The sequence below is a fragment of the Amycolatopsis thailandensis genome (assembly GCF_042723255.1).
GTDB lineage: Bacteria > Actinomycetota > Actinomycetes > Mycobacteriales > Pseudonocardiaceae > Amycolatopsis > Amycolatopsis thailandensis.
Genome location: NZ_JBHXJK010000053.1, coordinates 13,146 through 39,023, shown reverse-complemented (window position 1 = coordinate 39,023; position 25,878 = coordinate 13,146). Strand labels below are relative to the sequence as shown.

The following is a 25,878-nucleotide window of genomic DNA, read 5'->3' as shown; positions in this document are numbered from 1 at the left end:
ATAGTCCGGCCACTATACCTCCTATGACGATTCGACGATCATCTAATGATCGGCTCGCCTTGGGGGCTCTGCTGGTACTCGCCGTCGGGACGTTCACCGTCGGCACCGACGGGTTCGTCCTGAACGGGCTGCTGCCCACCATCGCCGCCGACCTGCGCGTTTCCGAAGCCGTCGCGGGCCAGCTGACCACGGTCTTCGCGGTGACCTACGCGATCTCTTCGCCGCTCATCGCGGCCTTCACCGGACGGCTGGACCGGCGCTGGGTGCTCGGCGCGGGGATGGTGCTGTTCACGATCGGCATGGCCGGTCAAGCGGTCGGCGAGTCCTTCGCCGTGGTCGCCGCCGCTCGCGTGCTGGCCGCCTTGGGCGCCGCCGCGTTCCAATCCAACGCCTACGTCCTCGCCGGGGCGCTGGCTTCCGATGAGCGGCGTGGCCGCGCGCTGGCCACGGTCTCCCTCGGGATGAGCGTGTCGATGGTGCTCGGCGTGCCGATCGGTGTGCTGGCGGGCACCTGGTTCGGCTGGCGCGCGGTGATGTGGGGGATCGGCGCGGTGGCGCTGGTCGTGATGCTGCTCGTGCCGCTGCTGCCCGGTCTTCGGATGTCGACGGTTTCTCTGCGCGACAGGCTCGCCGTCGTCGTCCGGCCGCCGATCGCGCGCGTGCTCGGCGTCAGCGTCCTCGGTACCGCCGCGGGCTTCGCGGCCTTCGTGTACCTGCCGGTGCTCGTGGCTCCGGTCGCGGCGGGCGCGATGATCTCGTGGCTGCTCGTCGGTTTCGGGATCGGGCAGATCGCGGGCAATTCCTTCGCGGGCCGGGCGACCGACTCGCTCGGCCCCGCGCGCGTCCGGTCGATCTCGCTCATCGGCACGGTCGCGACGCTGGCGCTGCTCGACGTCGCCGTGCTGAGCCTGCCCGGCGCGCTCGTCCTCGCGCTGGCTTCGGGCGTGTTCGGCGGGATGCTGATGGTGCCGCAGCAGCACCGGCTGTTCTCGCTGGCACCCGACGCGCCGACGGTCGCGTTGGGGCTCAACGGTTCCGCGATCTACGGCGGTGGGGCCCTCGGCGCCGCGCTGGGCGGCGTCGTCCTGTCGTCGGCGGGGGTCTGGTGGGTCGGTCCCGTTGCCGCCTTCGTCGCTGTGCTCGCCTTCGCGCTTTCGGTCCCTTCGCGGACGCGAGTGCCCCAGCCCGCCTGACTGGTCGGCTGAACTTGCCCGAACTATCCACAAGGGACAGTCCACGCTGAATTTGCTGCCCGATTGATCCAATATGTGCAGTTTCGGTCAGGGGTCGTGAGTGGCAAAGAGGGTTAGAACGATCATTACCACTCACGACCCCTGTGCAAAGCGGTCAAATCGGGCGCGCGGCTGGCATATGACGTCCTTTGTGGACGCTTGGGGCGCGAAAAGTGATAGCAAGGGACCTTTGCTATCGCCTCTCTTAACGTTGAGATAAGCGATAGCAAAGGTCCCTTGCTCTCTTCCCGCAGGTCAGGGGCTACTTCGCGGGCAGCCGGGCCGACCAGCGCTCCTCGATACGCGCGAAGCGCCACACGAGGAGCGCGAAGAGCCAAGTAAGCACGAAGAGCGCTACGACCGCGTAGCCGACGTAGTCCAGGCTCAGCGACCCGATCGCCGCGAGCGGTCCGGTCGTGATGCCGAATCGCTCGGTGACGATCGAGATCACCTCGATCGTCCCGATGAGCAGCGCGACCGCGACGGAAAGCGCCGTCACCGTCAGGTTGTAGTAGATCTTCCGCACCGGCTTCGCGAAGGCCCAGCCATACGCGTAGTTCATGAAACAGCCGTCGGCGGTGTCGAAGAGCGTCATCCCCGCGGCGAACAGGATCGGCAGCACCAGGATCGCGTACCAGGGCAGCGAGAACGCGGCCGCGCCGCCGGCTAGCACCAGGAGGCTGATCTCGGTCGCGGTGTCGAAGCCGAGGCCGAACAGCACGCCGATCGGGTAGATGTGCCAAGGCTTCCGCACCGCCTTGGTGGCGCCGCGCAGCAGGCGGTTCATGAAGCCGCGGTTGTCGAGTTGCCGTTCCAGCGCCGCTTCGTCGAACTCGCCCCGCCGCATGCGCCGGAACACCTTGACGATGCCCACCAGCACCACGAGGTTCATGATCCCGATGAGGTACAGGAACACCGCCGAAACGGACGTCCCGATCAGTCCGGTCGCTTCGTGCAACGCCGACGTGTCGTCCTCGACGGCGCCGGCGAGCGCGCGGACGCCGAGCGACAACAGCAGGCACAGCAGGAAGACGATCGTCGAATGGCCGAGGGAGAACCAGAACCCGACCGAGAGCGGCCGCTGCCCCTCGGCCATCAGCTTGCGGGTGGTGTTGTCGATCGCGGCGATGTGGTCCGCGTCGAACGCGTGCCGCATCCCGAGCACGAACGCCGTGACGCCGAGACCGACCCCGAACACGCCCGTGGCGCCGAGCTCGTACTGGCGCGGCGCCACGAAAAGCGTCAGGACCCCCCAGCCCACGACATTGAGGAACAGGATGAATCCGGCCATCCCGGCGACGGACACCCGTTCGCGTCGCGTGAGCGCGAGGCGTCGGGATGAACGGGGTTGCCCGCCGGTGCTCGTCTGATCTTTCAGCTCGCGCGCACCCTCAGTGAGTCGAGAGCCTTCCGTACATGGCCTTTGTTGGCCGTCAGCGCCTTCGCCGCGTTCGCGACGTCCTCGCCGGACAGCAGGTGCACCAGCGCCACCTTGAGGTCGCCGTCGGTCTCGGTGAGCGCGTCGGAGCAGTCCGCCATGCTCATCCCGGTGGCCTCGCGCAGGATCCGGATGGTCCGTCCGCGCAGCTTCGCGTTGGTCGCGCGCATGCTGACCATCAGGTTCGAGTACGTGTGGCCGAGCTTGATCATCGTCGCCGTGGAGAACGCGGTGAGGATGATCTTCTGCGCCGTGCCCGCCTTCATCCGCGTCGACCCGGCGATCGCCTCCGGGCCGGTGTCCACCGCGATGAGGACGTCGACACCGGGCGGCGTCACCGCGGCCGGATTGCCCGAGACCAGCGCGGTCCGGGCACCGCGACGGCTGGCCGCGGCCAGCGCGCCGAGCACGTAGGGCGTCCGGCCGGAAGCCGTCAGCCCGAGCACGAAGTCGCCGGGCGCGACCGTGTCCGCCACTTCGGCGGCCCCGGCCTTCGCGTTGTCCTCGGCGTCTTCGACGGCTTGACGCAGAGCGCGCGCGCCGCCCGCGTGATGCGCGATGAACCAGTCGGAGGGCACGTTGAACGTCGGAACGAGTTCCGCCGCGTCCAACGTCGCCAGCCTGCCGGAGGTACCGGCGCCGAAGTAGTGCACGCGGTGGCCCGACCGCAGCGCCTCCACGGCGAAGTCGACCGCCCGGGCCACCTGCGGCAGGACCGCGGCGACGGCTTCGGGGACCCGGCGGTCCTCGGCGTTGATCGCGCCGAGGATGCCCATGGTCGACATCAGATCGATGTCGGTCGTCCGCGGATTTCGCTGTTCGGTTGGCGAATCGACGTGCACCACCTGGCGTGGGACGGTCATCATGCGCCTCACTTTTTCGCTCATTTGCCGGTTTCCCGCGGCCGCCGCCTGCCGTCGGGCCGTACGCCCAGCCGGTGCGAGCCAACCGCGTCCCTGGTCGCGTCGAGTGCGTTGACCGACGCGTCCATGTGCCGCTGCGCGACACCGATGAACAGGCAGTCGATGACGGTCAGCTGCGCGATGCGACTGGCGGTCGCACCGGAACGGAACGTCGTCTCCCGCGCGGCCGTGGTCAGCACGTGGTCGGCGACCTCGGTGATCGGCGAACGCGGGAAGTTCGTCACGGCGACGGTGATCGCGCCGTGCTCGCGGGCCACCCGCAGCGCCTCGACGGTGTCCGTGGTCGCGCCCGTGTGGGAGATGCCGATCGCGACGTCTCCGGGGCTCAGCACGGCGGCCGAGGTCAGCATGATGTGCGTGTCCGACCAGGCGAAGCTCACCCGCCCGATGCGGTGCAGCTTCTGCTGGAGGTCCGCGGCCACGAACGCGCTCGCGCCCACGCCGTAGACGTCCACGCGGCCCGCGCCGGCCACGATGTCGATCACGCGCTGTAGCGAGGGGACGTCGAGCTGGTCGGCGGTCTCCTCCACGGCACGGGCGTCCGCGAAGCTGACCTTGCCGATGACCGCGGCCAGGTCGTCCTCCGGCCCGATCTCGCCACCGAGGTTGCGGCTCGACCGCGCCTCGGAACGAGCGGTGTCGGCCGCCAGAGCGATCCTGAGCTGCGGATATCCGCCGACGCCGACCGCCTTGCAGAACCGCGTGACGGTGGTTTCGCTGGTGTTGGCCGCGAGTGCGACCTCGGTGATGCTGCGCCGTGCGACCTGCGCGGGGTCGTCGAGGACGACCTTCGCGACGCGCTGCTCGGCCCGGGCGAGCCCGGGCAGGAGGGAGCGAATCCGGACCAGCGGGCTCGCGTCAGCGTCCCGTGTCGGCTGCGCCGGCACGGCCTCGGACGGTGCGGCCGCGATTACGGAATCGGTATCGCCCACCGTGGGAAAGTTACTAACCGTTGGCATCTGCGACAAGGCTACCCACACCCTTCGGGAAGATCGCAACCTATCCGTGTCTGCGGATTCGATTTGCGATTAATCGTTGACCAGAAAGTCGCTAACCAGGTCGAGGCCGTTAACGAGGTCGAGCTAACGACTTGGCAACTTAGTGTCGCGATGCAAGGGGCTGTGTCCCGGTCAACGGGGCAGTTCGGTCACCGTATTGAAGGCGCCCGGTTACCTAGGGCTCAACTTCCAGCCGGTAGCTACAAAAGTAGGGGGATTATGCTCACTGTCCAGCAGTGTGCGGCCCCGTTCAGTGACTTTCACACTGTCCAAGGAAATTCCGCGTCCCGTGTAACGGGCATCGGTCGTGTAACGCCAGCGCAGGGTGATTTGTGAGCTTTGTGACACCTCGGCGGCGGCCTTCCACCAAGCCCGGTGGCCGTGCCCGCCGAGGCCGGTCTGGTCCCCCGCGGGAGCTCCCGGGCCGCTTGCACGCACAGTAATCGATTTCCAGGTGACGCCACCGTCGGTACTTATTTCCAGGAAAAGCGAATCGGAGGGTCCCTCGGTGTCCACGAAGGTGTCAAAGGAGACCCTCACAGGGCCACGGCGGATCTGTAAGGGCGGCGTCGTGAGCGTGGCCGTGGAGACGTCCCCGGCGCCGCTGAACCACGCGTCGCGCCCGTGCGCCGGACGGACGGCCATCGCCTTCGCGAGCGAGCTCGCCCATGTCTCCCTGGCGAGGTTGATCGAGCCCCAGTTCCGCGTCGGATGCACGCGGTTGGTGAGCAGGATCGCGAACGACCGCGACAGCGGGTCGATCACCATCGAGGTCCCGGTGAACCCGGTGTGGCCGGCGGTCGAGGGCGCCGACAGCGCGCCCATGTACCAGGGCTGGTCGAGTTCGAAACCGAGTCCGTGGGCGTCGTCGGGGAACTTGTGGTTGTAGTTCGTCAGCATCGCCCGCACGGTCTCCGGGCGCAGGATCCGGTGACCGCGGTACGCGCCGCCGTTGAGGATCGTCTGCGCCAGTACGGCCATGTCCGAGGCGGTGGAGAACACGCCCGCGTGCCCGGCGACACCGCCGAGCGACCAGGCGTTCTCGTCGTGGACCTCGCCGCGGACGAGGCCTCGCGGCGGCTTCACGGCGTACTCGGTCGCCGCGACCCTGGCGAGTTTCGAGGCCGGCGGGTTGTAGCCGGTGTCGGCCATGCCGAGCGGGCCGGCGACACGGTCCTGGACGACCTTGTCCAGCGGCGCCCCGGCCAGTTTCTCGACCAGGAAGCCGAGCGTGAGCAGGTTGAGGTCGGAGTAGAGGTACGTGCTGCCCGGCGGGTTCTTCAACGGGCTGTCGAGGACGGCCTTCCGGCGCGACGGGATGTCCGGGTAGCCCTCCCACAGTGAAGGGACCGGTGTCGCGGCGAAACCCGAGACGTGGGTGAGCAGCTGCTGGACGGTGACGGACTCCTTGCCGTTCACCCCGAACTCCGGCAGGTACCGCGCCACCGGCGCCGAGATCTCCAGCGCGCCCGACTCGGCCAGCTGCATCACCGCGATGGAGGTGAACAGCTTCGAGATCGAGGCCATGTCGAAGATGGTGTCCGCGCGCATCGGCACCTGCTGCTCCGGCGGCAGTTCGGTGCCGTTCGCGTCGGCGTAGCGGACGGCGCCGCCGACGGCCTGGCGCTCGACGACCACGCCGTCGTGCGCGAGCAGGCCGACAGCTCCGGAGAAGTGCGGATGCCCGGTCGCGTCCGGCTTCGTCCAGCTTTCGACGAACCGTTCGGCCGCCTTGATCGGCTCCGGATCGAGACCGACGTCGGAGGGCGCGCCGTCACGCAGGACGGTGGACGCGGGCGCGAAGTCCACGCGCGGCCTGTCGAACCGCCCGGCCGCGCGATCTGCCTGTTCTCCGGTACCCGGAATCGCCTGTGCTCCCGCCGTCGACATCATGGTCGCCGCGACCAGCACGGAAACAGCCGCGATCAGGATCTTCCTAGCACGCAAGGTTGTTCCCCTCAGCGATATCAGCGATAGATGAGATGGCGGCGGCGTTTCCGGTCGAACTCGGCCAGTTCGGCCTGCCAGGACCCGACGATCTCGTCCACCCCGGCGCCCTTGTCGATCATCGTGCGCAGCCTGTCGGAGCCGGAGAGCTTGTCGAGGAAGTTGTCGGGCCGCCACTTGAACTTGTCCGGGTGCACCTGTTTCGCGGTGACGAACATGGTGACCGCGGTGCGGATGGCGTCGAACGACCGCGCGTCGGTGATCGTCACCTGCACGCCGCCGCAGGGCTCGTTGACGAACTTGCCGAACGTCGGCGCGAAGTACGTCTCGCGGAACTTCACGCCGGGAAGCCACAGTTCGCCGAGCTTCTCGCGCCAGCGCCAATCGAGACCCGGCGCGCCGATGATCTCGAACGGCCTGGTGGTGCCGCGGCCTTCGGAGAACACGGTGCCCTCGAACATCCCCGTGCCGGGATAGACGAGCGCGGTGTCCGGCGTCGGCATGTTCGGGCTCGGCGGCACCCAGGCCAGCCCGGTGCGGTCGAAGAGCTGATCACGTCGCCAGTCGCGCACCTCGACGATTTCGAGCTTGCCCGGCGTGACGCCCTCGGCCGGCAGGAACTCGGCCGCGAAGAACCGCGCGAGTTCGCCGACGGTCATGCCGTGCTGCTGCACGATCGGCTTCCGGCCCACACCAGAGGCGTACGCCGGGTTCAGCATCGGCCCGGCGGCCTTGCCGCCGAGCGGGTTCGGCCGGTCCAGCACGACGACCGCCGCGCCGGCCTTCGCCGCCGCGACCATCGCCGTGTACAGCGACCAGATGTAGGTGTAGAACCGCGCGCCGACGTCGGCGATGTCGAAGACGATGGTGTCGATGCCCGCCTTCGTGAACATCCCGGCGAGCTTCGTCGCGTCGGCGCCGTACGCGTCGTACACCGGCACGCCGGTGCGCGGGTCGGTGTAGTCGCCTTCGGAGCCGCCCGCCTGCGCGCTGCCGCGGAAGCCGTGTTCCGGCCCGAACGCGGCGAGCGGCCGGACCCCGGCGGCGACCATCGAGTCGACGATGTGGTCGCCGCTCGCCAGGACCCCGGTCGGGTTCGAGAGCACGCCGAGCTTGCGCCCGGCCAGCGCCGCCCAGCCACGGGCGGCGAGCACGTCCGCCCCGGTGCGGGTGAGCGGGGGACCTTTGCTCTCGCTTTCCGGCTGGGCCCCCGCGACCGAGGACCCGGCCGTCAGCGCGGGGACCGCGAGCGCGCCGGTGGCGAGGAAGTGGCGGCGGTTGAGGTTCACCAGGTCAGCCCATGGCCGAACGGGTACTTCACCGTGCCCACGTCCTTGCCGGCGGGGATGTCCACCGGCAGCTTGCCCTGCGGCTTCACCTTCCCGAGGATCACCTTCGCCAGCGCCTCGAGCGACGGCGTGATGTAGCCGTACGTCGCGAGCCAGGTCTTGACCGGGTTCTCGTAGCCGGCGTCGTAGGGGATCTGGGCGGCGACCGCGACCACGGGCTTCCCGGTGTCGGCCAGCGCCTGCAACAGCTTGCCCTGCAACGGATACGTACCGACGTTGTTGGTCAGCACCACGACCAGGTCGACGTTCTTCGCCGCCGCGACCGCCTGCGTGATCTGCGCGTCTGTCGGGGTCTGGCCGGTCTGGAGCGCGGTCGCCTGCGTTCCGTGCGCGGTGAGCTTCGAGGCCAGCGCGGTCGTCGTGCTCACGCCCCAGCCGGTCACGAGGGTCTTCGCGGGCTGCTGCGCGAGCGGCAGGACCCCGCCGTCGTTGCGGATCGCGGTGACCGACCGGTCGGCGATGCCTTGCGCGGTCGCGAGGTTGGCCGGGACGCCGACCTTCGACATCACCTTGGCCGGGTCGACGAACGGCGAGGTCAGGATGCCCCGGTTCAGTTTGAGCTTGAGCACCCGCAGGACGCTCTCGTCGATCCGCTTCTCGGTCAGCTCGCCCTTGCGGACCGCGTCGAGCACCGAGTTGATCGCCAGGTCGAGGTTCACCGGCATGAGCAGCTGGTCGATGCCCGCCTTGAGCGCCAGCACCGGGATCTCCGCGTCGGTGTGCAGCTCGCGCACCGCGTCCATGGAGAGCGAGTCGGTGACGACGACACCGCGGTAGCCCAGCTCGCCACGCAGTTTTCCGGTGAGGATCGGCTTCGACAACGTGGCGGGCTCGCCCGACGGGTCGAGGCTGGGGAACTGGATGTGCGCGCTCATGATCGAGTCGATGCCCGCGCCGATGGCGGCCTTGAACGGCGGGACGTCGGTCTCGCGCCAGCTGGCCTCGCTCCGGTCGATCCGGGGCAGTTCGAGGTGACTGTCCGTGGCCGCGTCGCCGTGGCCGGGGAAGTGCTTCGCGGCGGCGGACACCGTCTCCGAACGCCGTCCGGAGTCCTGGAAGCCCTTGACCTGGGCGCCGACGAACTGGCTCGCCAAATCCGGGCGGCCGGAGAAGGACCGGACGCCGATCACCGGGTTCGCCGGGTTCGAGTTCACGTCTGCGTCGGGGGCGAAGTCCTGATTGATGCCGACCGCGCGCAGTTCGTGCCCGAGGATCCGGGCTGCCTCCTGCGCGGCCTTGGTGTCACGGCCCGCCGAGATCGCCATCGCGTTCGGCAGCTCGGTGGCGGGGGAACCCATGCGGGTGACCGTGCCGCCCTCCTGGTCGGTCGCGATCTGCAACGGGATGTGGGCGCCGCTGCGGATCGCGGCCCGCTGGAGCCCGTTCGACAGCTTGGCGACCTGGACCGGGTCGTCGAAGTTGTCGCGGCTGTCGTTGTTGAAATAGATGACGCCGCCCAAGTGGTACTTCTCGACCACCTGCGCGGGGGTGTCCACCCCGAAATCGGCCTTGTTCTTTGCGTTGACCTCGTCGGCGGACTTGCCGTTCACCCACGTGACGAACAGCTGGCCGACCTTCTGCTCCAGGGTGAGACCGCGCAGCGTCCGCTGGGCCTCCGCGTCCGCGCTCATCGGCTGCGCGGAGGCCGGGACGGCCACTGCGGTTCCAGCGGCAAGGGTGAGCAGACCCGCGAGGGGCACGGCGAGCGCATGGATCCTCCGATGACGGGCGTGCGCGATTCGGGTCGTCACCTCAAGCCTCCCAGATTCGTGCCTGACTCTCAGGTGGAAAGAAGTCCACCTGGAAGCACTGATATCCGGAAGCTACCCACGAGCACTTTGCTTGTCCATCGGCCAGGCGCACGAACGGTCCGTTCATACACAAAGGGACGCGAAGGGGCCTGTCACGCTTGAAAACAGGGACAAAACACTGGCGGCGCCCCTCGGCCAAATCCGGCGGGCGCCGCCAGTCAGTGCGGACCACTCGGGCGACCAAGCGTGCAACTCTGGTCGTACCTTCATGGACTCGGCGTCCGGCGTCCCGGTACGCAGTCCCTAGACGACGAGCCTCCCGCGGCGCGCTGCGCGTGGGTACCCGGTGTCCGCACACGGAGATTCGCCGGGGTGGAACAGGCTTCTCTTCTACCTGTTCCCTGGCCGACCGAACGTCCGCACCTACTTTCTACGCCGTGAGCCGGGTCACTTCAAGTGCGCAGACGGGTGCACCGGTACAGAGGCTCGATCTAGTGACACGGGCACGCTGGGCGACGGACAATTCGCGGTCCTGTCTGCGGAAACCGGCTCCGTACCGCCGTCCGGGTACGCGTTCAGCGGGTGCGTTTGCGCCGGCTGTAGCCGTACCAGGTGGCCCCCGCGGCGACGGCGCCGAGCGCGACCAGGCCCGCCGACCGGGCCGGGATCCGGGTCCGCAGGGACATCGGATGCTCGAAGGCGAGGATCTCCCAGCCCTGTTCGGTCGCGTGCTTGCGCAGGACGCGGTCGGGGTTGACCGCGTGCGGCCGTCCGACGACCTCGAGGAGCGGGATGTCGGTGCTCGAGTCGGTGTACGCGTGGCACTGGGTGAGGTCGTAGCCGTACGTGGCCGCGAGTTCCTTGGCGGCGACGGCCTTGTTCTCGCCGTAGCAATAGAAATCGACTTCGCCCGAGTAGCGGCCGTCCACGATCTGCATCCGGGTGGCCACGCTGCGCGTCGCGCCGAGCATTTCGGCGACCGGGGCGACGACCTCCTCGCCGGTCGCCGACAGCACCACGACGTCGTGACCGTCCGCGCGGTGGGCGGAGATCAGTTCCGCCGCTTCCGCGTAGACGAGCGGGTCGACGACGTCGTGCAGCGTTTCGCGGACGATCGCGGACACCTGCGCGACGTCCCATCCGGTGCACAGCGCGGAAACCTCGGCGCGCATCCGCTCGGTTTTCGCCGCGTCCGCGCCCGCCAGGGAGAACACGAGCTGTGCGTACGCGCTGCGAAGCGCGGCTCGTCGGTTGATCAGGCCTTCGCGCAGAAGAGGTTTGCTGAAGGCCAACGCGCTCGATGACGCGATGATCGTCTTGTCGAGATCGAAGAACGCCGCGACCGGGCTCGGTGTCGTGCTGGGTTGGGCCACCCGTCAAGGATAGGAGAGCCGCACCGGCACGCGCCCGTTGGTCGACCACGATCGGGATACGACGGTGGAAAATCCACGACCGCGCGGCCGCTCTGGCGCGTCGTGCCGTTATCGAATTGTGGGTACGATCCTCGCCCGCAACAGGCAGGTATCGGAGTTACAGTGAGATTGTCCGGTGTCGAACCGGACCCAGGTTCAGTCCGACCCCCCGGGGCTGAACCCCAGGCGGCCCTCGTCCCTCCCCCCTGGCGAGGGCCGCCTCCTGTTATTTCCCCTCCTGTCAGTGGTTCAGACCTCATCGGTCTCGGAAACCGGGCCAGGGCAACGACGAATCGGCCGACGTTCGTAAACCTTCTTTTCTCTCAACGCTTTCAGGGCATCGCGCGGGCCGGAAACAGGGCGCGAGTGTTCGGTGCGGAAAAGCCGGGAAGTATGCCGGAAAGCGCCGACGAAAACGTCGGGGAAGCCGGTTTTCCGGGACGAGTTGTCCACAACACCCCGGTTGTCCACAGGTGGGGCGGAATGGCGTTGTGCGCGGACGGGTCCGGCGCGACCGTGGAAGCACAGCCCGAGTCCGACCGAATCCCGGGGGAGCCATGACCGAACAACATCCGCTCGTCGTCGCCGGAGACGACATCCTGCTCGACGAGATCCTGCGCGTGGCGGCGGCCGCGGGCTGCGAGGTGGAACGCGCACCCGATCTGGACGCCGCTCGCGGGAGATGGGCCCGCGCGCCGCTCGTGGTACTCGACGAAGAAGCCGCGAGCGCGCCGAACCGCCTGCTGCGGCGGAACAAGGTCCTGCTCGTCTGCAAGGGCGCGCCGACGCCGGTGACGTGGGAGCGCGCGTTCAACACCGGCTCGGAGAAGGTCCTTTCCCTGCCGGACGAGGAAGGCGATCTCATCGGCGAGTTCGCCGACGTCGTCGACGGGCCCGCGCGTGACGACGGCGTCGTCATCGGGGTCGTCGGCGGTAGCGGCGGCGCCGGGGCCTCGGTACTGGCGGCCGCCGTCGCGTACCGGGCGGAGAAATCCGGGGGCGGCGGGCTGCTCGTCGACTGCGATCCGCTCGGCGGCGGTGTCGACGTCCTCCTCGCCGCGGAACGCGATCGCGGGCCGCGCTGGCCGGAACTCGACCTCGGCGGCCGGGTGACCATGACGGCGTTGAGCGAGGCCCTGCCGCGGAAGAAATACGCGTCAGGCTCACTGTCCTTTGTGTCCTACGGGCGGGAAGGGCACGGTCCCGGGCCGGACGCGATCGAAGGCGTGCTGTGCGCCGGTCGCCGCGCGGGGCGGACGGTCGTCTGCGATCTGCCGAGGTATTTCGGGGTGGAAACGTCCACCGCGATCGGGCTCGCCGATCTGATCGTGGTCGTCGTCCCCGCGGAACTCCGCGCCTGCGCGGCGGCGAAACAGGTCCTCGCCAGGCTCGAACCCCACGGGACCCGGGTCGGTGTCGCGGTCCGCGGGCCGTCGCCCTCGGGGCTGATCCCGAAAGAGATCGCCGACGCCGTCGGTGCCCCGCTCATCACGTCGATGGGCCGCGAACGGTCGTTGCCGGTGGCCGTCGACCGCGGTGAGTTCGTGCCGCGACACCGCGGGCATCTGGCCGTGGCCGCCGCCGAGGTCCTCGCCGCCGCGCGCGGAAACCTGGCCGGTGCCTCGCGATGACCGAGGAACTGGTCGAGCGGGTCCGGCGGCGGCTGGCCGCGTCGGGTGCCCCGGCGGATCCGGTGAGCGTGGCGCGGGCGGTCCGCGCCGAAGCCGGTGGCGCGCTCGGTCAGGAGGCGGTCCTCGGCGCGGTCCGGCTGGCCCGTGACGAGTTCGTCGGCGCCGGTCCGCTCGCGCCGCTTCTCGGGAGACCCGGCGTCACCGACGTTCTCGTCACCTCGCCGGACGAGGTCTGGATCGACGCCGGGACAGGCCCTGAGAAGACAGAGGTCCGTTTCGTCGACGAGGAGTCCGTTCGCAGGCTGGCCCAGCGGCTCGCCCTCGCCGGCGGCAGGCGGCTGGACGACGCGCAACCGTTCGCCGACTGCTGGCTGCCGGGCGTGGGACCGCGAGGCCGGATCCGGATGCACGCGGTCCTCCCGCCGCTCGCGCCCGCCGGGACCGCTCTCTCGCTCCGGGTCCTCCGGCCCGCCACCCACGATCTCGCCGAACTCCGGCTTCGCGGGGTTTTCGGGACCAGCGGCGCGGAGCTGCTCGATTCGGTCATCCGGCGCCGGCTCACGTTCCTGGTGTCCGGCGGTACCGGGACGGGCAAGACGACGTTGCTGTCCGCGCTGCTCGGCGCGGTGCCCCCGGGCGAACGCATCGTCTGTGTCGAGGACGCGGGCGAACTGAGACCGGACCATCCGCAGTTCGTCAGCCTGATCGCCCGTCCGGCCAACGTCGAGGGCGCGGGCGAGATCGGGCTCGGCGAACTGGTGCGGCAGGCGTTGCGCATGCGCCCGGACAGGCTGGTCGTCGGCGAAGTGCGCGGCGGGGAGGTCATCGCCTTGCTCAACGCCATGAACACCGGGCACGACGGCGGAGCCTGCACCGTGCACGCCAACTCGTCGGCGGAGGTCCCGGCGCGGATGGAGGCGCTGGCCGCGCTCGGCGGGCTCAAACGGGACGCGCTGCACAGCCAGCTGACGGCGGCGGTGCGGGTGGTCCTGCACATGTGCCGCTCGTCGAGCGGGATCCGGCGGCTGGAGGAGGTCGGCGTCGTCCGCTCGTTCCGAGGCGAGGCCAAGGTCGTCCCGGTCTGGAGCAAGGGGCACTGGATCGGCGACGAGACACCCTTCGAGGAGATGGCGGCATGAACCCCTGGTTCCTGCTCTCCTGCGGCGCGGGACTGGCCTGCTGGCCGAGGACGGCGGTGCGTGTCCCGGTCACCTGGCGGCTGCCTCAGGTCGCTCGCACGGCCTGGTGGCCGTTGCCCGCGTTGCTCGTCTCGCCGTTCCTCGGGATCGGCTGGGCCTTGGCGACGCTGGTGCTCACCTTGACCGTCCGCCAGGAGTACCGGTGGCGGGCGCGGGAGAAAGCGGCGCTGGCGGAAGCCGAACTCACCGCGGCGATCCTGCGCACGATGATCGGCGAGCTCCGGGCGGGCGCCCATCCGGTGGCGGCGGCCGAGGCCGTGGCGGAAGCGGTGCCCGCCGCGGCCGGACGGCTGCGCGGCCTCGTCGCGGCCGCCAGACTCGGCGGCGGAGCACGCGATCCGGACGCGCCACCGGCGCTGACGAACGCGTGGGAGCTCGCGAGCCGGTTCGGGCTTCCGATGGCCGACGTGCTCGACGCCGCGCGGCGGGAAACCGAGGCCGAGGTCGGCTTCCGGCGTCGTCTGAAGGCGAAGATGGCCGGTCCTCGGGCGAGCGCCGCCGTGCTCGCCGTTCTCCCCCTGGTGTGCCTGCTGCTCGGCGAAGCGATGGGGGCGGGCCCGTTCGGCGTCCTCACCGGGACCGGTGCCGGTCAGCTGCTGCTCGTCCTGGGCAGCGGACTGATCTGGGCGGGAACGGCCTGGTGCCGGGCACTCACCGGGCGGGTGGCCCCGTGCTGACCGGAGTGGCGTTGATCCTGCTGGGCGGTGCCGTCTTCTGCTGGCCCCGCCTCGGACCTGGAGCTACCGCGCGGCCAGGCCGTCTCCTCGCCTGGCTTCGGGGGCGGGCGGCCCGGGACCGCCGGGTCGGCGGTGTCTCCGAACTGCTCCGGTCGGCCGTCACCCTCGACCTTCTGTCCGCCTGCCTGGCGGGCGGGCTGCCGGTCCCTGTCGCGCTCGAAGCGGTCGTCCCGGCGGCGTCACCGAAGACCGCGGTGGCACTGCGTTCCGTGTCCTCGCATCTCGCCGTCGGAGTCGGGCCCGCCGAAGCCTGGGCGCCGGTGCGGGACCGGCCCGGTCTGGCCGAACTGTCCGTCGCCGCCGTCCGAACGGCGAGGGCGGGCACCGCGCTCGCCGAACACGCGAAAGACCTCGCGCGAAGACTGCGCGAGTCGCTCTCCGCCGAAGCCGAGGAACGCGCGGAACGGGCCGGAGTGCTGCTGGCGGCACCGATCGGCCTCTGCTTCCTCCCCGCTTTCCTCTGCCTCGGTGTCCTGCCCGTCGTGCTCGGCCTGGCCGGTCGTCTCGACGGCGTCCTCTGAAACGAAAGGCGATCTCCCATGCGCAAGTTCCCCACCTTCCGTGGAGACGACGGAACAGCGACCGTCGAGTACGCCATCGCCATCGTGGCCGCCGCCGCGCTGGCCGTCGTTCTCTATCTGATCGTCACCAGCGACGCCGTCGCCGCCGGGCTCACCGCGCTCGTCGAGCGGGCCTTGTCGGTGAAGTTCTGATGCCACGCGACGACAGCGGCTCCGTCACGGTGGAGGCCGCGCTCGGCATCGGCGCGCTGACTTTCGTCGCGGCCTTGCTGTTCGCCGGGATCGGGGTCGCCGCCGACCAGGTCCGCTGCACCGACGCGGCCCGCGAGGCGGCCAGGCTCCTCGCCCGGGGCCAGCCCGCCCGGGCCGAACAGGCGGTGCGGGAGATCGCGCCGGCCGGCGCACGGCTGGACGTCGTCCGGGAAGGCGACACCATCACCGCCGGTGTCGAGGCCGAACCGGTGGCCGGACTGCTGCCGGGCATCCGCCTGCGTTCCCGCGCCTTCGCGGTGGCCGAGCCGTGAGCGGCGACGATCGCGGCGTCGCGACCGCGTGGACGGCCTCGATCGTCGCCGCCCTGATCTGCACGGCGGCGTTCGTCTTCTGGCTCGGCGCGGCCGTCGCGAGCAGGCACCGCGCAGAGGCAGCCGCCGATCTGGCGGCGCTCGCCGCGGCTTCGCGCGCGGCGGACGGGCCCGGCGCGGCCTGCGAACGGGCGCGGCAGGTCACCGTCCGGATGTCCGTCACCCTGCTGACCTGCCGGTGGGAGCGAGGCGACGCCCTGGTCGAGGTGCGGTCGGAGTCGCCGGGACGGTGGGCGGCCATCGGGCAGGCGGAGGCACGGGCCAGGGCGGGTCCGGTCGACAGGCCACCGTGACGGGCGTCGCACGGTGAACGGTCGCCCAGCGGTGACCAGCGGGTAGTACGGGCGAGTAACCGCCGGGCGCGAGCAGCGGTCGTTGAGGCGCGGCGAGCGGTCGAAGTCATGATCAGCGCTCCGCCGAACGGTCGTGCACCGCAGGTCGTGAGCACGATCACAGCGACAAGGACGCCCAGCTCGGCTGCGACGAACGGCCTCGAACCGGTCGGGCACGCCCGTTAATCGGACGTCCGGCCTTCAGTCCGTCCTGTCGGACTACCGCGCGTTCATCGCTAAGTAACGGCCGGTTGTCGCGTGAGGTCTTCTCCCGATGTGCAACTTGCCGTTTATTGAGATGTGCGCCACCTCGAGAAGGTCGCCGGGTGGCCGCGCAGGACTTACACAGGACAGAGTTGACCTGAGGCAGGGACAGTAATGTTGGACGCGAATTGGCCGGACAGCTGGCGGGGCGCCTTCCGCATCGAGATGCGGGCGGAGGCGATCGGCCTCGCGTGGCGTGGCTGGCCGGTGCTCCCCGGTGCGGAGCCCGCCGCGCTCACCGCTGAAGGTGACGACCTCACCTGGCGGCGTCCCGTCCCGGCCAAGGACAACTGGCGTGAGCTGACCGAGGCCCACCCGCACGACGTCGCCACCTGGTTCGGCGACGAGACGCACAGCCTGCTCGTGGCCACCGGCACCGTGCTGGACGCCATCGAGGTCGACGACGAGCTCGGCAAGGCCGCCGCCCGTCTGCTGCGCGCCTCCGGCCACCCGGCCCCGATCGTCGCGATGCCGAACGGCCGCTGGCTGTTCCTGACCACCGTCGCCACGAGCATCCCCCGCGAGCTGGAAGACCAGGCCTCGATCCAGTGGCACGGCGCGAACGGCTACATCCCGCTGCCCCCGTCGCCGTTCCAGCACGGTGTCGTGCACTGGCGGGTCAAGCCCGAGGTCTGGGGCTGGCAGCTCCCCGAGGCCGCCGAAGTGCACGACGTGCTCGTCCGTGCGCTGGCCGGTGACCAGGCCGCCGCCCCCGTGGCGAGCCTGACCACCGCCGCCTGATCTACCCACGAGCCCAACCCACAATTTCAAAGCTCCGAGTGGCCTGACCGGGACCCGTGTTGACGCAACGCCCCGAGCACGGTGTCCAGAACGGCCACTGCCCCCGCCTTGTCCAGCGGATCGTTGCCGTTCCCGCACTTCGGCGACTGGACGCAGGACGGGCAGCCGGCCGGGCATTCGCAGGAAACGATCGCCTCCCGCGTTGCGGCCAGCCAAGGGACAATTGCGGCAAACCCGCGATCGGCGAATCCCGCACCCCCGGGATGGCCATCGTGCACGAACACCGTCGCCTCCCCGGTGTCCTCGTGCCACGCGGTAGACACCCCGCCAATGTCCCAGCGGTCGCAAGTAGCGAACAGCGGTAGCAGGCCGATCGCCGCGTGCTCGGCGGCATGCAGGGCACCGGGGACGCGCGCCGGATCCAACTCGGCGCTCGTCCCCGGTGCTCCGCCAAGATCCTCGGTCCCCACCCTGGAGCCTCCGGTCCCCACCGGCTCCAGAGCTTCGGTCCCCGCCCGATGGCCCCCGGTCCCCGCCATGCCATCGGAAGACAGGCCATCGGAAGAGCCGAGCAGCTCCGCCGAGATCGTGTACCAGACGGCGCGGGTGTGCAGACTCTGCTCCGGCAGATCGAGCGGAGTCTGGTCCAGCACTTCACCGGAAGGCCGTCTCCGCAAGTAGCCGACCACTTGCGAACTCACCGACACCTCGCCGAGGTTCACCGTGATCCCGCCGTGCACCTGAGTCTCTTCGGTGCGCAGCACGCTGATGTCGACGATCTCGCGCGGTGACGTGGTCCAGTCCGGATCCTCCGCGTGCACCAGGGCGAGCCCGGTCTCCAGATCGAGTTCGTCGACCACATAGGACGAACCCTGGTGCAGGTACACCGCGCCGGGATGCACCGCGTAGCAGGCGGAACCCGGATCGACGGTGCCGAGCATCCGGCCGGAATCGGCCTCCACCACCGCGATCTGCTCGCCGCCCGAACCGCGGATGCCGACCTCGGCGTGCGGCCGGTCGCGCGAAGTCCAGTACCAGCCGCTCGTGCGGCGCCGGATGATCTTCTCCTTGACCAGATCGGCGAGCACCCCACGCGCCGCTTCACCGCCGAAGGCCGCGACCTCTGGTTCGGTCAGCGGGAGTTCGGCGATGGCGCAGGCCAGCTGCGGCCCGAGCACATACGGGTTCGACGGGTCGAGGACGGCGGCTTCCACCGGCCTGTCCAGGATCGCGGCCGGATGGTGCACGAGATAGGTGTCCAGCGGATCGTCGCGGGCCACGAAGACGACCAGTGCCGCGTCCCCCGCGCGCCCGGCCCGGCCCGCCTGCTGCCAGAACGACGCGAGCGTTCCCGGATAACCGGCCAGCACCACCGCGTCCAGCCCGGCGATGTCGACGCCGAGTTCGAGCGCGTTCGTCGTCGCCACACCGAGCAGCCGCCCGGAAAGCAAGGCCGCTTCGAGGGCGCGCCGCTCCTCCGGCAGGTACCCGGAGCGGTACGCGGCGACCGATTCCGCCAGCGCACCGTCCACTTCGGACAGAATTCGCCGCGCGCCCAGCGCCGTCAGCTCCGCGCCTCGCCGCGAACGGACGAACGCCAGCGAGCGGGCACCCTCGATGACCAGTTCGGCGAGGATCCGCGAAGCCTCCGCGCCGGCCGATCTTCGTACCGGTGCCCCGTTCTCGCCCGAAAGTTCCGACAACAGCGGGGGTTCCCACAGTGCGACCGTGCGGGCGCCGCGCGGCGAGCCGTCCTCGGTGACCGGGACGCACTCCTGCCCGGAGAGCTTCGAAGCGAACGCCGCCGGATCCGCCGTCGTCGCCGACGCGAGAACGAAGACCGGCGAAGCGCCGTAGTACGCCGCGACCCTTCGCAGTCTGCGCAGCAGCAACGCCACGTGCGAACCGAAGACCCCGCGATAACTGTGGCATTCGTCGACCACGACGAACGAGAGCCGCCGGAAGAACCGGGACCAGCGCGCGTGCGACGAGAGGATCCCGCGATGCAGCATGTCCGGGTTCGTGAACACCCAGTTCGCGTGCGCGCGGACCCAGTCCCGCTCCTCCAACGGAGTGTCACCGTCGAACGACGCCGCCCGCGCCTTCTTGATGTCCAAAGAGGACACGGAGCGCAACTGATCGGCGCCGAGCGCCTTGGTCGGCGACAGGTACAGCGCCGACGCGCGCTCGTCCTCCACCAGCGCGGACAGCACCGGCAACTGGTACGCGAGCGACTTGCCCGACGCGGTCCCGGTGGAGATCACGACGTGCTTGCCCTCGCGCGCCAGCGACGCGGCTTCCGCCTGATGCCGCCACGGCGCGTCGACGCCGCCCGCCTTCAGCGCCTCGACGACTTCGGCCGCCGCCCACTCTGGCCAGTCCACCGAATCCGCCGCCCGAGCGGGCAGCTCGGCCACATGGGTGACCGGGTACAGCGAAGCCGGGATTCCCGCCGTCGCGCGGTCGAGAAGCCGCCGCCCCTTACCGGATTCCGCCGTGCCGTCCACGTCCGGAAGCTTCGCACAGCGCACCGACAGAAACGGGCCGCCGCCGGAGGAGAACGGACGCCGGGAGGGGGCCCGGATGATCGATAAAGTGATCAGACTCACAAGGTTACGGAACGTGCGGTGGCAGGGACGGCTTGCCGCCCGCCATCCCACTACCAATACACTCCCGCAATCCACACCGTCTGTGGCGAGCGTCATGTGAGACGTACCTTGCAGTGCGACTAGCGTGACCTTCGATACAGATCCCCATGCCAGCGCACGACACGCCGGTTCCATCGGCGGATCGCTCGTTGGCCAACGGCGACGTCTCCAGGAGGACGAATGTCCCGGCAGTTCCTCGCGGCGGGCGAACTCACGCTCACCGGAGGTGGTTACACCATTGTCGGTGTAATCGCCGTGGTCGCCCTTGCCGCACTGGTCATCGGCTACGTTCTGCTCAAGGAGGTGCTGGCCGCCGGCCAGGGCACCACCAAGATGCAGGACATCGCGAAGGCAGTGCAGGAAGGCGCGGCTGCCTATCTGAAACGGCAGCGCAACACCCTCGCGATCTTCGGTGCGATCGTGTTCGTACTGCTCTTCGCCTTGCCGGCCGATGACTGGAACGAAAAGATCGGCAGGTCGATCTTCTTCCTGGTCGGCGCGGCGTTCTCCTTCGCGATCGGCTACCTCGGCATGTGGCTGGCGACGCAGGCGAACCTGCGCGTCGCGGCCGCTTCGCGCGAGTCCGGTGGTCGCGAGAAGGCGATGCGCCTGGCGTTCCGCACCGGCGGCGTGGTCGGCATGATCACCGTCGGCCTCGGCCTCTTCGGCGCCGCGGTGGTCGTCCTCGTCTACACGGGACAGGCCCCGAAGGTGTTGGAGGGCTTCGGTTTCGGTGCCGCGCTGATCGCGATGTTCATGCGTGTCGGCGGCGGTATCTTCACGAAGGCCGCCGACGTCGGCGCCGACCTGGTCGGCAAGGTCGAGCAGGGCATCCCCGAGGACGACCCGCGCAACGCGGCCACCATCGCCGACAACGTCGGTGACAACGTGGGCGACTGCGCCGGCATGGCGGCCGACCTCTTCGAGTCGTACGCGGTCATGCTCGTGGCGGCACTGATCCTGGGCAGCACCGCCTTCGGCGTGCACGGCCTGATCTTCCCGCTCATCGTTCCCGCCATCGGCGTGATCACCGCGGTCATCGGTGTCTACATCACCAAGGCCAAGGCGGGTGAAGGCGGTCTGGTCACGATCAACCGCTCCTTCTACATCTCCGCCGCCATTTCCGCGGTGCTCTCGACGATCGCGGCGTTCGTCTACCTGCCCGGTTCGTTCTCCGAGCTGACCAGTGGCGCCACGGGTGAGCCGGGCAACCCGGCGCTCATCGCGACCATCTCGGTGATCATCGGCATCGTGCTCGCGGCGATCATCCTCAAGCTCACCGGGTACTACACCGGCACCGAGTACAAGCCGGTCAAGGAGGTCGGCAAGACCTCGGAAACCGGTGCGGCGACGGTGATCCTGTCCGGTCTTTCGGTCGGTTTCGAGTCCGCCGTCTACACCGCGCTGGTCATCGGCGCGGCCGTGTTCGGCGCGTACCTGCTCGGTGGCGGCGTCGCACTGTTCGCCGTGGCGCTGGCCGGTACCGGTCTGCTCACCACCGTCGGTGTCATCGTCGCGATGGACACCTTCGGCCCGATCTCGGACAACGCGCAGGGCATCGCTGAGATGTCGGGCGACGTCGACGAAGACGCCGCGCAGATCCTCACCGAGCTCGACGCGGTCGGCAACACCACCAAGGCCATCACGAAGGGCATCGCGATCGCCACGGCGGTCCTCGCGGCGACAGCACTGTTCGGGTCCTACCAGGACGCGATCAGCAAGGCGCTGAAGTCGATCCCGGAAGCGGCCGAAGCCAGCATGTCGACGCTGAATTTCTTCGTGAACACGGTGGTCAGCCCGAACACCCTCGTCGGCGTGATCGTCGGCGCGGCGGTCGTGTTCCTGTTCTCCGGTCTCGCGGTCAACGCGGTGTCCCGTGCCGCCGGCGCGGTCGTCTACGAGGTGCGCCGCCAGTTCCGCGACATCCCGGGGATCATGGAGGGCACCACCCGTCCCGAGTACGGCCGGGTCGTCGACATCGTCACGCGCGACTCGCTGCGTGAGCTGACCACGCCCGGTCTGCTCGCGGTCTTCGCACCCATCGCGGTCGGTTTCGGCCTCGGCACCGGCGCGCTCGCCGGATACCTGGCCGGTGCGATCGCGACCGGCACCCTGATGGCGATCTTCCTCGCCAACTCCGGTGGCGCCTGGGACAACGCGAAGAAGCTCGTGGAAGACGGAAACCACGGCGGCAAGGGATCGGACGCGCACGAGGCCACCATCATCGGTGACACCGTCGGCGACCCGTTCAAGGACACCGCCGGTCCCGCGATCAACCCGCTGATCAAGGTGATGAACCTGGTGTCCGTGCTGATCGCCCCGGCGATCGTGCAGTTCTCGATCGGCGCGGACGCCAACGTCGGCGTCCGTATCGCGATCTCGCTGGTCGCGGTCGCGATCATCGTCGCCGCGATCGTCGTTTCCAAGCGTCGCGAGTCGGTTCTTTCCGACAGCCCCGCGGAAGCGAAGGCGTGACACCGTAAAAGCAGTACCCACCGGGCCCGCCACCTTTCCGTGGCGGGCCCGGTGCCGTGTCCGGGCAGGCTAATCTCTGCGCGTCACGCTGATCCTGATCCGGGGAGCCCCGCCATGAGGCGTTCGATCATCCTGTTCGCCGCCGTATTCCTGCTGGCGGGCTGCAATGGCGCCGAACCGGCCGCCGTCGCCCCGCCTTCTCCTTCTTCCGCTCCCGCGGCGGGCGGCTCTTGGATGGACGGCTTCTGTGGTTCGCTGATCGACTTCGCCAAGATCGGCGACTTCAGGATGCCCGACTTCGAGCAGGACGATCCCGCGAACGCCCGCAACGCGATGGACGAGGCCTTCGGCGTGTTCGCGCCCGGTTTCGACAACGCCGTCACCGGCTTGAAAGGGCTCGGTCAGGCGCCGAGCGCGGAAGCCGAGAGCGCGCGCAAGAGCATCGTCGACGCGCTGACGCCGATCCGGGACCAGGTCGTCGCGGCGAAGGCGAAACTGGACGCCGCGCCCAAGGACGACAAGAAGGCCACGGCGGAGGCCGCGATCGCGTTCCGGCAAATCGGGTCCGACATCAACGACATGCCGGACCCGTTCCAGCAGTTGGAAACGAACGCTTCGCTCAAGGCCTTGGCCGAGCAGGCCCCGAACTGCAAGAAGTTGCCCTCCTGACCATTCTTTTCGCCGTCTTGATCGCCCGGCGATTTGCATTGCCCACCGGTATCGGTACCGTCGGGGGCCAGCTGGGAAGTCGTGGAGTCCGGGAGGTGTTTTCGTGCGGCCGCGGTTCACCGTCCTTGCCGCGCTAGCAACAGGTATCGGGCTCGGCCTCGCCGGGTGCGGGCAGCAGCCCGCGGTGACTTCCCACGCCAGACAAGAAGGTCTCGCGACGGTCAGCGCGTCGGAGGCCGACCACACCTCCGCCTGGGCGGAGGGGTACTGCGACGCGGCGGGTGGCCTCGTACGGACGCTGGCGGCCTTGCCCAGCGTCGACCCGAGCACGCCGCAGCAGGCCTCCCGGACCTCCGGTGACCTGATGGCTTCGGTCTCCGAAGGGCTGAAGCGGACTTCCGCCGCGCTCGTGAACCTCGGTCCGGCCCCGGTCTCCGGCGGGGACACCTCGCGAACGTCCGCCGTCGCCCAGCTCGACGGCATCCGGGCCCGCGCCGACGACGCCCGCCGCCGTCTCGACTCCTCAGCCGACTCCGAGGCGACGAAAACGGCACTTCGCGACGCGAGGACGTCTCTCGACGAACTCGACCGCCTCGACCTTCTCAGGGGCCTTAACGACGTGCCTCAGCTCGCTTCGGCGAGCAGCCGGATCCCGGTTTGCCAGGATTTGGTCAAGCAACCGCGCTGAGTCACGGCGCTATCACTGGCCATGACTCGAACTTGTGTTCTATTCTGTCCGGGTGGACGGGACGATCTCGCTCTTCTCGGCGGAGGCGAGCGGGCCGGGGCTCGCCGACCTCGCCGGAGTGCTGTGCGGGCCCGGGCGGATGACGGGCTTCGGGCGGACGGCGGCACGGCTGTCCGCCGTGGTCGACGAGCCTTGGCGGGCGGGTGCCCTCGCCAGGGAATGCCGTCGGCGCGGCGTCCAGGCGCAGGTCTCGGCCGCCGAATGCGGGCGGCCACTGGTGAGAACGCCGTTCCGGGTCGATCTGCTGCCGCTCGAGCAGCGCTGGGGTCGTGGTGAAGAGAAGGTCCTGCCGGACGGGTTCCGGCTCGACGGGGCCATGTTGAGGATGTGGGCGCTGGCGGCGGGCAGCCCCCAGGGCAACGGCTACCTGCTCGCGCTCGATCCGGAGGTGCCGGAGACGCATGAGCGGCTGATCAAGGCGCTGGCCCGGCTCGGCGTCCCGGCGAAGGTACAGAAGGGTGAAGAAGCGCTGCTCCGGGTCACCGGACGGCGGCGGCTCGCGCACGTCCTTGAGCTGATCGGGGACGCGCCTGCGGGAGCCGAGCTCGCTTGGCCCAGCCTGGTGCCGGTGGTGCGCGCCGTTTGAACGTCGTGATCGCTTGGGTCGTGAGTGCGATTCGTGTTCTGGCGGACTCGTTTTGCCTGCCCGCTGGTGTGATCGGCGAGTGTGGAGGATTTGGGACGTTGAACGTCAGGGATCTTCCACGCTCGGTCTCGTTGGTGGGGGGCAGTGAACGTCCGGATCCGTTGTCGGCGGGGCCTGGTTTCGTCGTGGCCGGCATGACCTTGATCAACGGAGGATCGGGGACGTTGAGTGTCCCGGATCCTCCGTTGATCAAGGTCCGAAGCCGGGGCGACCCCACGGTGAAGGAATTGGGACGTTCAACGTCCCAATTCCTTCATCGTCGCGCCCTGGCATCCGCGGAACCGCCACCCTCGCGCAGGTCAGGCGTAGGTAGGTAAGTACCGGTCCGCTCTAACCCGAATCGCCACTCACGACCCCCGCGCGGCTGCGGCCTCACGTGACCGAGTGGACGGCACGTGTGATCAGACGGACGGCACGCGTGACCGGTTGGACGACACGCTCACCACGGGGCCCGTCGCGTGCCGTCCGTCCCGTCACGCGTGTCGTCCACTCGATCACCCGTGTCGTCCATCTGATCACGCGAGACCGCTCGACTGGAGGTGACGGTCAGCTCCGAATCGAATCGCCACTCGCGACCCGAACGAGGGTCAGGGCTTCGGCGCCTTGCAGTCCGGGTTCGCCAGGTCCAGTTCACTGTGCTTGAGGCAGGAGGTCAGCTGATAGGTCTGTTCCCCGTAGTTGATGCCCTTCCGCACCGTCACCTTCCCGGCGGCGTCGACCTCGCACGGGTTGTTCATCGTGCACCGCTGGCCGCTTTCGTTGCCGGTGTTGTTGACGCCGACGACCTTCCCGGTCGAGGTCTCGATGATCGGCGACCCCGAGGTCCCGCCGATCGTCTTGCACGCCGGGGTGTACCGGATCGAGTCCTTCCAGACCCAGTTCGCCTCGCGCAGTTCATGGACGAAGCCGTCGATGTTGCACGAGTAGATCTTCTTCCAGTACCCGGAGACCACGTCCATCGCGACACCGGCCGACGGACGGGTCGGCGAGAGCGTCAGCGGGGCGATACCGTAGGTCGACTGGATCTTGGCGTAGCTGGTGTTGAGCTGGTAGAGCGAGACGTCCGTGTCGGTCATCGTCGCGTAAAGCAGCTTCTTCGCCTTGAGCGTGCCCAGTGATGAGCGGCCGTCCTTGGACAGCAGGGTGAAGGTCCGTGATGAAGACTTGTCGACGATTACTTCTCCCGGGTCCGGGAAGCCTTCTTGCAGGCAATGCCCGTTGGAAAGGACGAGGGCCGGGTCGTCGAGGCTCGCCTCGGGCGGCTTGACCACCGACCCGGAGCAGTTCGACAACGCCACGGTGCCGGCGAAGGTGGTCGTCGCCGCCTCGGCGGGGGTAACTCCGACCAGGGCGGATGCGGTCAGCATGGCGAACAGTGTGCCGAGGAGTCGTCGAGTCACGTGGAGTCCTTTCGGGTCGGCGTGGGTATCAAGTGAAGCGTTGGCGGGCACGGTGTCACCACCGTCGAACGGAGGGTGTTCACCCCGTCACGCGGGACCCCAGGCGGACGTGTCCGACATCACGTGCTAGGTGTTGAAAGGAAACATCGACGAGGTCAGCGGCGATGCGCTGGACACACGATCGGCGGCGTGTTGCGCCACCTAGCCGGGGTCCGGACGGCGCGAGCGTGCAC

General features: G+C 69.3%; 22 protein-coding genes. 13 read left to right on the top strand and 9 right to left on the bottom strand.

The genetic code is table 11. From position 1 onward, the window contains the following. Positions 1-23 precede the first annotated feature (23 nt). Positions 24-1,193 carry an MFS transporter gene (locus ACFWMR_RS21955; RefSeq protein WP_378379686.1) on the top strand — a complete coding sequence of 390 codons (1,170 nt, stop codon included), beginning with the start codon at positions 24-26 and terminating at the stop codon, positions 1,191-1,193. 301 nt (positions 1,194-1,494) lie between these two features. On the opposite strand, the gene ACFWMR_RS21950 is transcribed toward ACFWMR_RS21955, so the two are convergent. The 7 genes from ACFWMR_RS21950 to ACFWMR_RS21920 all read right to left on the bottom strand — a co-directional run bounded on the left by ACFWMR_RS21950 (position 1,495) and on the right by ACFWMR_RS21920 (position 11,011). After that, positions 1,495-2,538: a HoxN/HupN/NixA family nickel/cobalt transporter gene (locus ACFWMR_RS21950; protein WP_378379685.1), complete on the bottom strand. Its 1,044-nt coding sequence runs from the start codon at positions 2,536-2,538 to the stop codon at positions 1,495-1,497. Positions 2,539-2,606: 68 nt separating this feature from the next. Next, positions 2,607-3,536: an N-acetylmuramic acid 6-phosphate etherase gene (locus ACFWMR_RS21945; RefSeq protein ID WP_378379684.1), complete on the bottom strand. Its 930-nt coding sequence runs from the start codon at positions 3,534-3,536 to the stop codon at positions 2,607-2,609. 17 nt (positions 3,537-3,553) lie between these two features. Then, positions 3,554-4,552, bottom strand: a complete 999-nt coding sequence (locus ACFWMR_RS21940; protein ID WP_378245008.1) for a MurR/RpiR family transcriptional regulator — start codon at positions 4,550-4,552, stop codon at positions 3,554-3,556. Positions 4,553-4,762: 210 nt separating this feature from the next. Then, the gene (locus ACFWMR_RS21935) at positions 4,763-6,484 is read right to left on the bottom strand and encodes a serine hydrolase (protein ID WP_378379698.1); all 1,722 of its coding nucleotides are present in this window, start codon (positions 6,482-6,484) and stop codon (positions 4,763-4,765) included. A 74-nt stretch (positions 6,485-6,558) separates the two neighbouring features. After that, entirely contained in the window at positions 6,559-7,827 is a 1,269-nt protein-coding gene (locus ACFWMR_RS21930; protein ID WP_378379683.1) for an exo-beta-N-acetylmuramidase NamZ family protein, read from the bottom strand. Further along, on the bottom strand, positions 7,824-9,638 hold the full coding sequence (locus ACFWMR_RS21925) for a glycoside hydrolase family 3 protein (RefSeq protein ID WP_378379682.1): 1,815 nt from the start codon (positions 9,636-9,638) through the stop codon (positions 7,824-7,826). The genes ACFWMR_RS21930 and ACFWMR_RS21925 overlap by 4 nt, the downstream gene beginning before the upstream one ends. A gap of 575 nt (positions 9,639-10,213) precedes the next feature. Next, positions 10,214-11,011 (bottom strand): HAD family hydrolase, encoded by a 798-nt coding sequence (locus ACFWMR_RS21920; RefSeq protein WP_093938540.1) that lies wholly within the window; start codon positions 11,009-11,011, stop codon positions 10,214-10,216. Positions 11,012-11,607: 596 nt separating this feature from the next. On the opposite strand from ACFWMR_RS21920, the gene ssd reads away from it, so the two are divergent. The 8 genes from ssd to ACFWMR_RS21880 all read left to right on the top strand — a co-directional run bounded on the left by ssd (position 11,608) and on the right by ACFWMR_RS21880 (position 17,059). Beyond that, the gene (ssd, locus tag ACFWMR_RS21915) at positions 11,608-12,681 is read left to right on the top strand and encodes a septum site-determining protein Ssd (RefSeq protein ID WP_378278506.1); all 1,074 of its coding nucleotides are present in this window, start codon (positions 11,608-11,610) and stop codon (positions 12,679-12,681) included. Further along, a complete protein-coding gene (locus tag ACFWMR_RS21910; RefSeq protein WP_378379681.1) occupies positions 12,678-13,820 on the top strand; it encodes a TadA family conjugal transfer-associated ATPase in 1,143 nt (380 codons plus the stop codon). The genes ssd and ACFWMR_RS21910 overlap by 4 nt, the downstream gene beginning before the upstream one ends. Next, positions 13,817-14,557 (top strand): type II secretion system F family protein, encoded by a 741-nt coding sequence (locus tag ACFWMR_RS21905; protein WP_378379680.1) that lies wholly within the window; start codon positions 13,817-13,819, stop codon positions 14,555-14,557. The genes ACFWMR_RS21910 and ACFWMR_RS21905 overlap by 4 nt, the downstream gene beginning before the upstream one ends. After that, positions 14,551-15,138 (top strand): type II secretion system F family protein, encoded by a 588-nt coding sequence (locus ACFWMR_RS21900; RefSeq protein WP_378379679.1) that lies wholly within the window; start codon positions 14,551-14,553, stop codon positions 15,136-15,138. Before ACFWMR_RS21905 ends, ACFWMR_RS21900 begins: the two co-directional genes overlap by 7 nt. An 18-nt stretch (positions 15,139-15,156) precedes the next feature. Further along, the gene (locus ACFWMR_RS21895; protein ID WP_093939287.1) at positions 15,157-15,330 is read left to right on the top strand and encodes a DUF4244 domain-containing protein; all 174 of its coding nucleotides are present in this window, start codon (positions 15,157-15,159) and stop codon (positions 15,328-15,330) included. Beyond that, positions 15,330-15,662, top strand: a complete 333-nt coding sequence (locus tag ACFWMR_RS21890; protein ID WP_378278510.1) for a TadE family type IV pilus minor pilin — start codon at positions 15,330-15,332, stop codon at positions 15,660-15,662. The genes ACFWMR_RS21895 and ACFWMR_RS21890 overlap by 1 nt, the downstream gene beginning before the upstream one ends. After that, positions 15,659-16,015: an Rv3654c family TadE-like protein gene (locus tag ACFWMR_RS21885; RefSeq protein ID WP_378379678.1), complete on the top strand. Its 357-nt coding sequence runs from the start codon at positions 15,659-15,661 to the stop codon at positions 16,013-16,015. The genes ACFWMR_RS21890 and ACFWMR_RS21885 overlap by 4 nt, the downstream gene beginning before the upstream one ends. Positions 16,016-16,432: 417 nt before the next feature. Beyond that, entirely contained in the window at positions 16,433-17,059 is a 627-nt protein-coding gene (locus ACFWMR_RS21880) for a bifunctional DNA primase/polymerase (RefSeq protein WP_093933352.1), read from the top strand. A gap of 26 nt (positions 17,060-17,085) precedes the next feature. Here the strand turns inward: ACFWMR_RS21880 and ACFWMR_RS21875 are convergent, their stop codons facing one another. Continuing rightward, positions 17,086-19,566: a DEAD/DEAH box helicase gene (locus tag ACFWMR_RS21875; protein WP_378379677.1), complete on the bottom strand. Its 2,481-nt coding sequence runs from the start codon at positions 19,564-19,566 to the stop codon at positions 17,086-17,088. A 321-nt stretch (positions 19,567-19,887) separates the two neighbouring features. Here ACFWMR_RS21875 and ACFWMR_RS21870 point away from each other — a divergent pair, with 321 nt between their 5' ends. The 4 genes from ACFWMR_RS21870 to ACFWMR_RS21855 all read left to right on the top strand — a co-directional run bounded on the left by ACFWMR_RS21870 (position 19,888) and on the right by ACFWMR_RS21855 (position 24,185). Beyond that, complete coding sequence (locus ACFWMR_RS21870) at positions 19,888-22,182, top strand: sodium-translocating pyrophosphatase (protein ID WP_093933350.1); 2,295 nt, start codon at positions 19,888-19,890, stop codon at positions 22,180-22,182. A gap of 114 nt (positions 22,183-22,296) precedes the next feature. After that, entirely contained in the window at positions 22,297-22,851 is a 555-nt protein-coding gene (locus ACFWMR_RS21865; protein WP_167406050.1) for a lipoprotein, read from the top strand. Positions 22,852-22,954: 103 nt separating this feature from the next. Then, positions 22,955-23,539: a hypothetical protein gene (locus ACFWMR_RS21860; RefSeq protein ID WP_378379676.1), complete on the top strand. Its 585-nt coding sequence runs from the start codon at positions 22,955-22,957 to the stop codon at positions 23,537-23,539. A 34-nt stretch (positions 23,540-23,573) separates the two neighbouring features. Continuing rightward, complete coding sequence (locus tag ACFWMR_RS21855; protein ID WP_378379675.1) at positions 23,574-24,185, top strand: hypothetical protein; 612 nt, start codon at positions 23,574-23,576, stop codon at positions 24,183-24,185. Between the two features lie 647 nt (positions 24,186-24,832). Here the strand turns inward: ACFWMR_RS21855 and ACFWMR_RS21850 are convergent. Then, positions 24,833-25,645 carry a S1 family peptidase gene (locus ACFWMR_RS21850; protein WP_378379674.1) on the bottom strand — a complete coding sequence of 271 codons (813 nt, stop codon included), beginning with the start codon at positions 25,643-25,645 and terminating at the stop codon, positions 24,833-24,835. Positions 25,646-25,878: the final 233 nt, after the last annotated feature.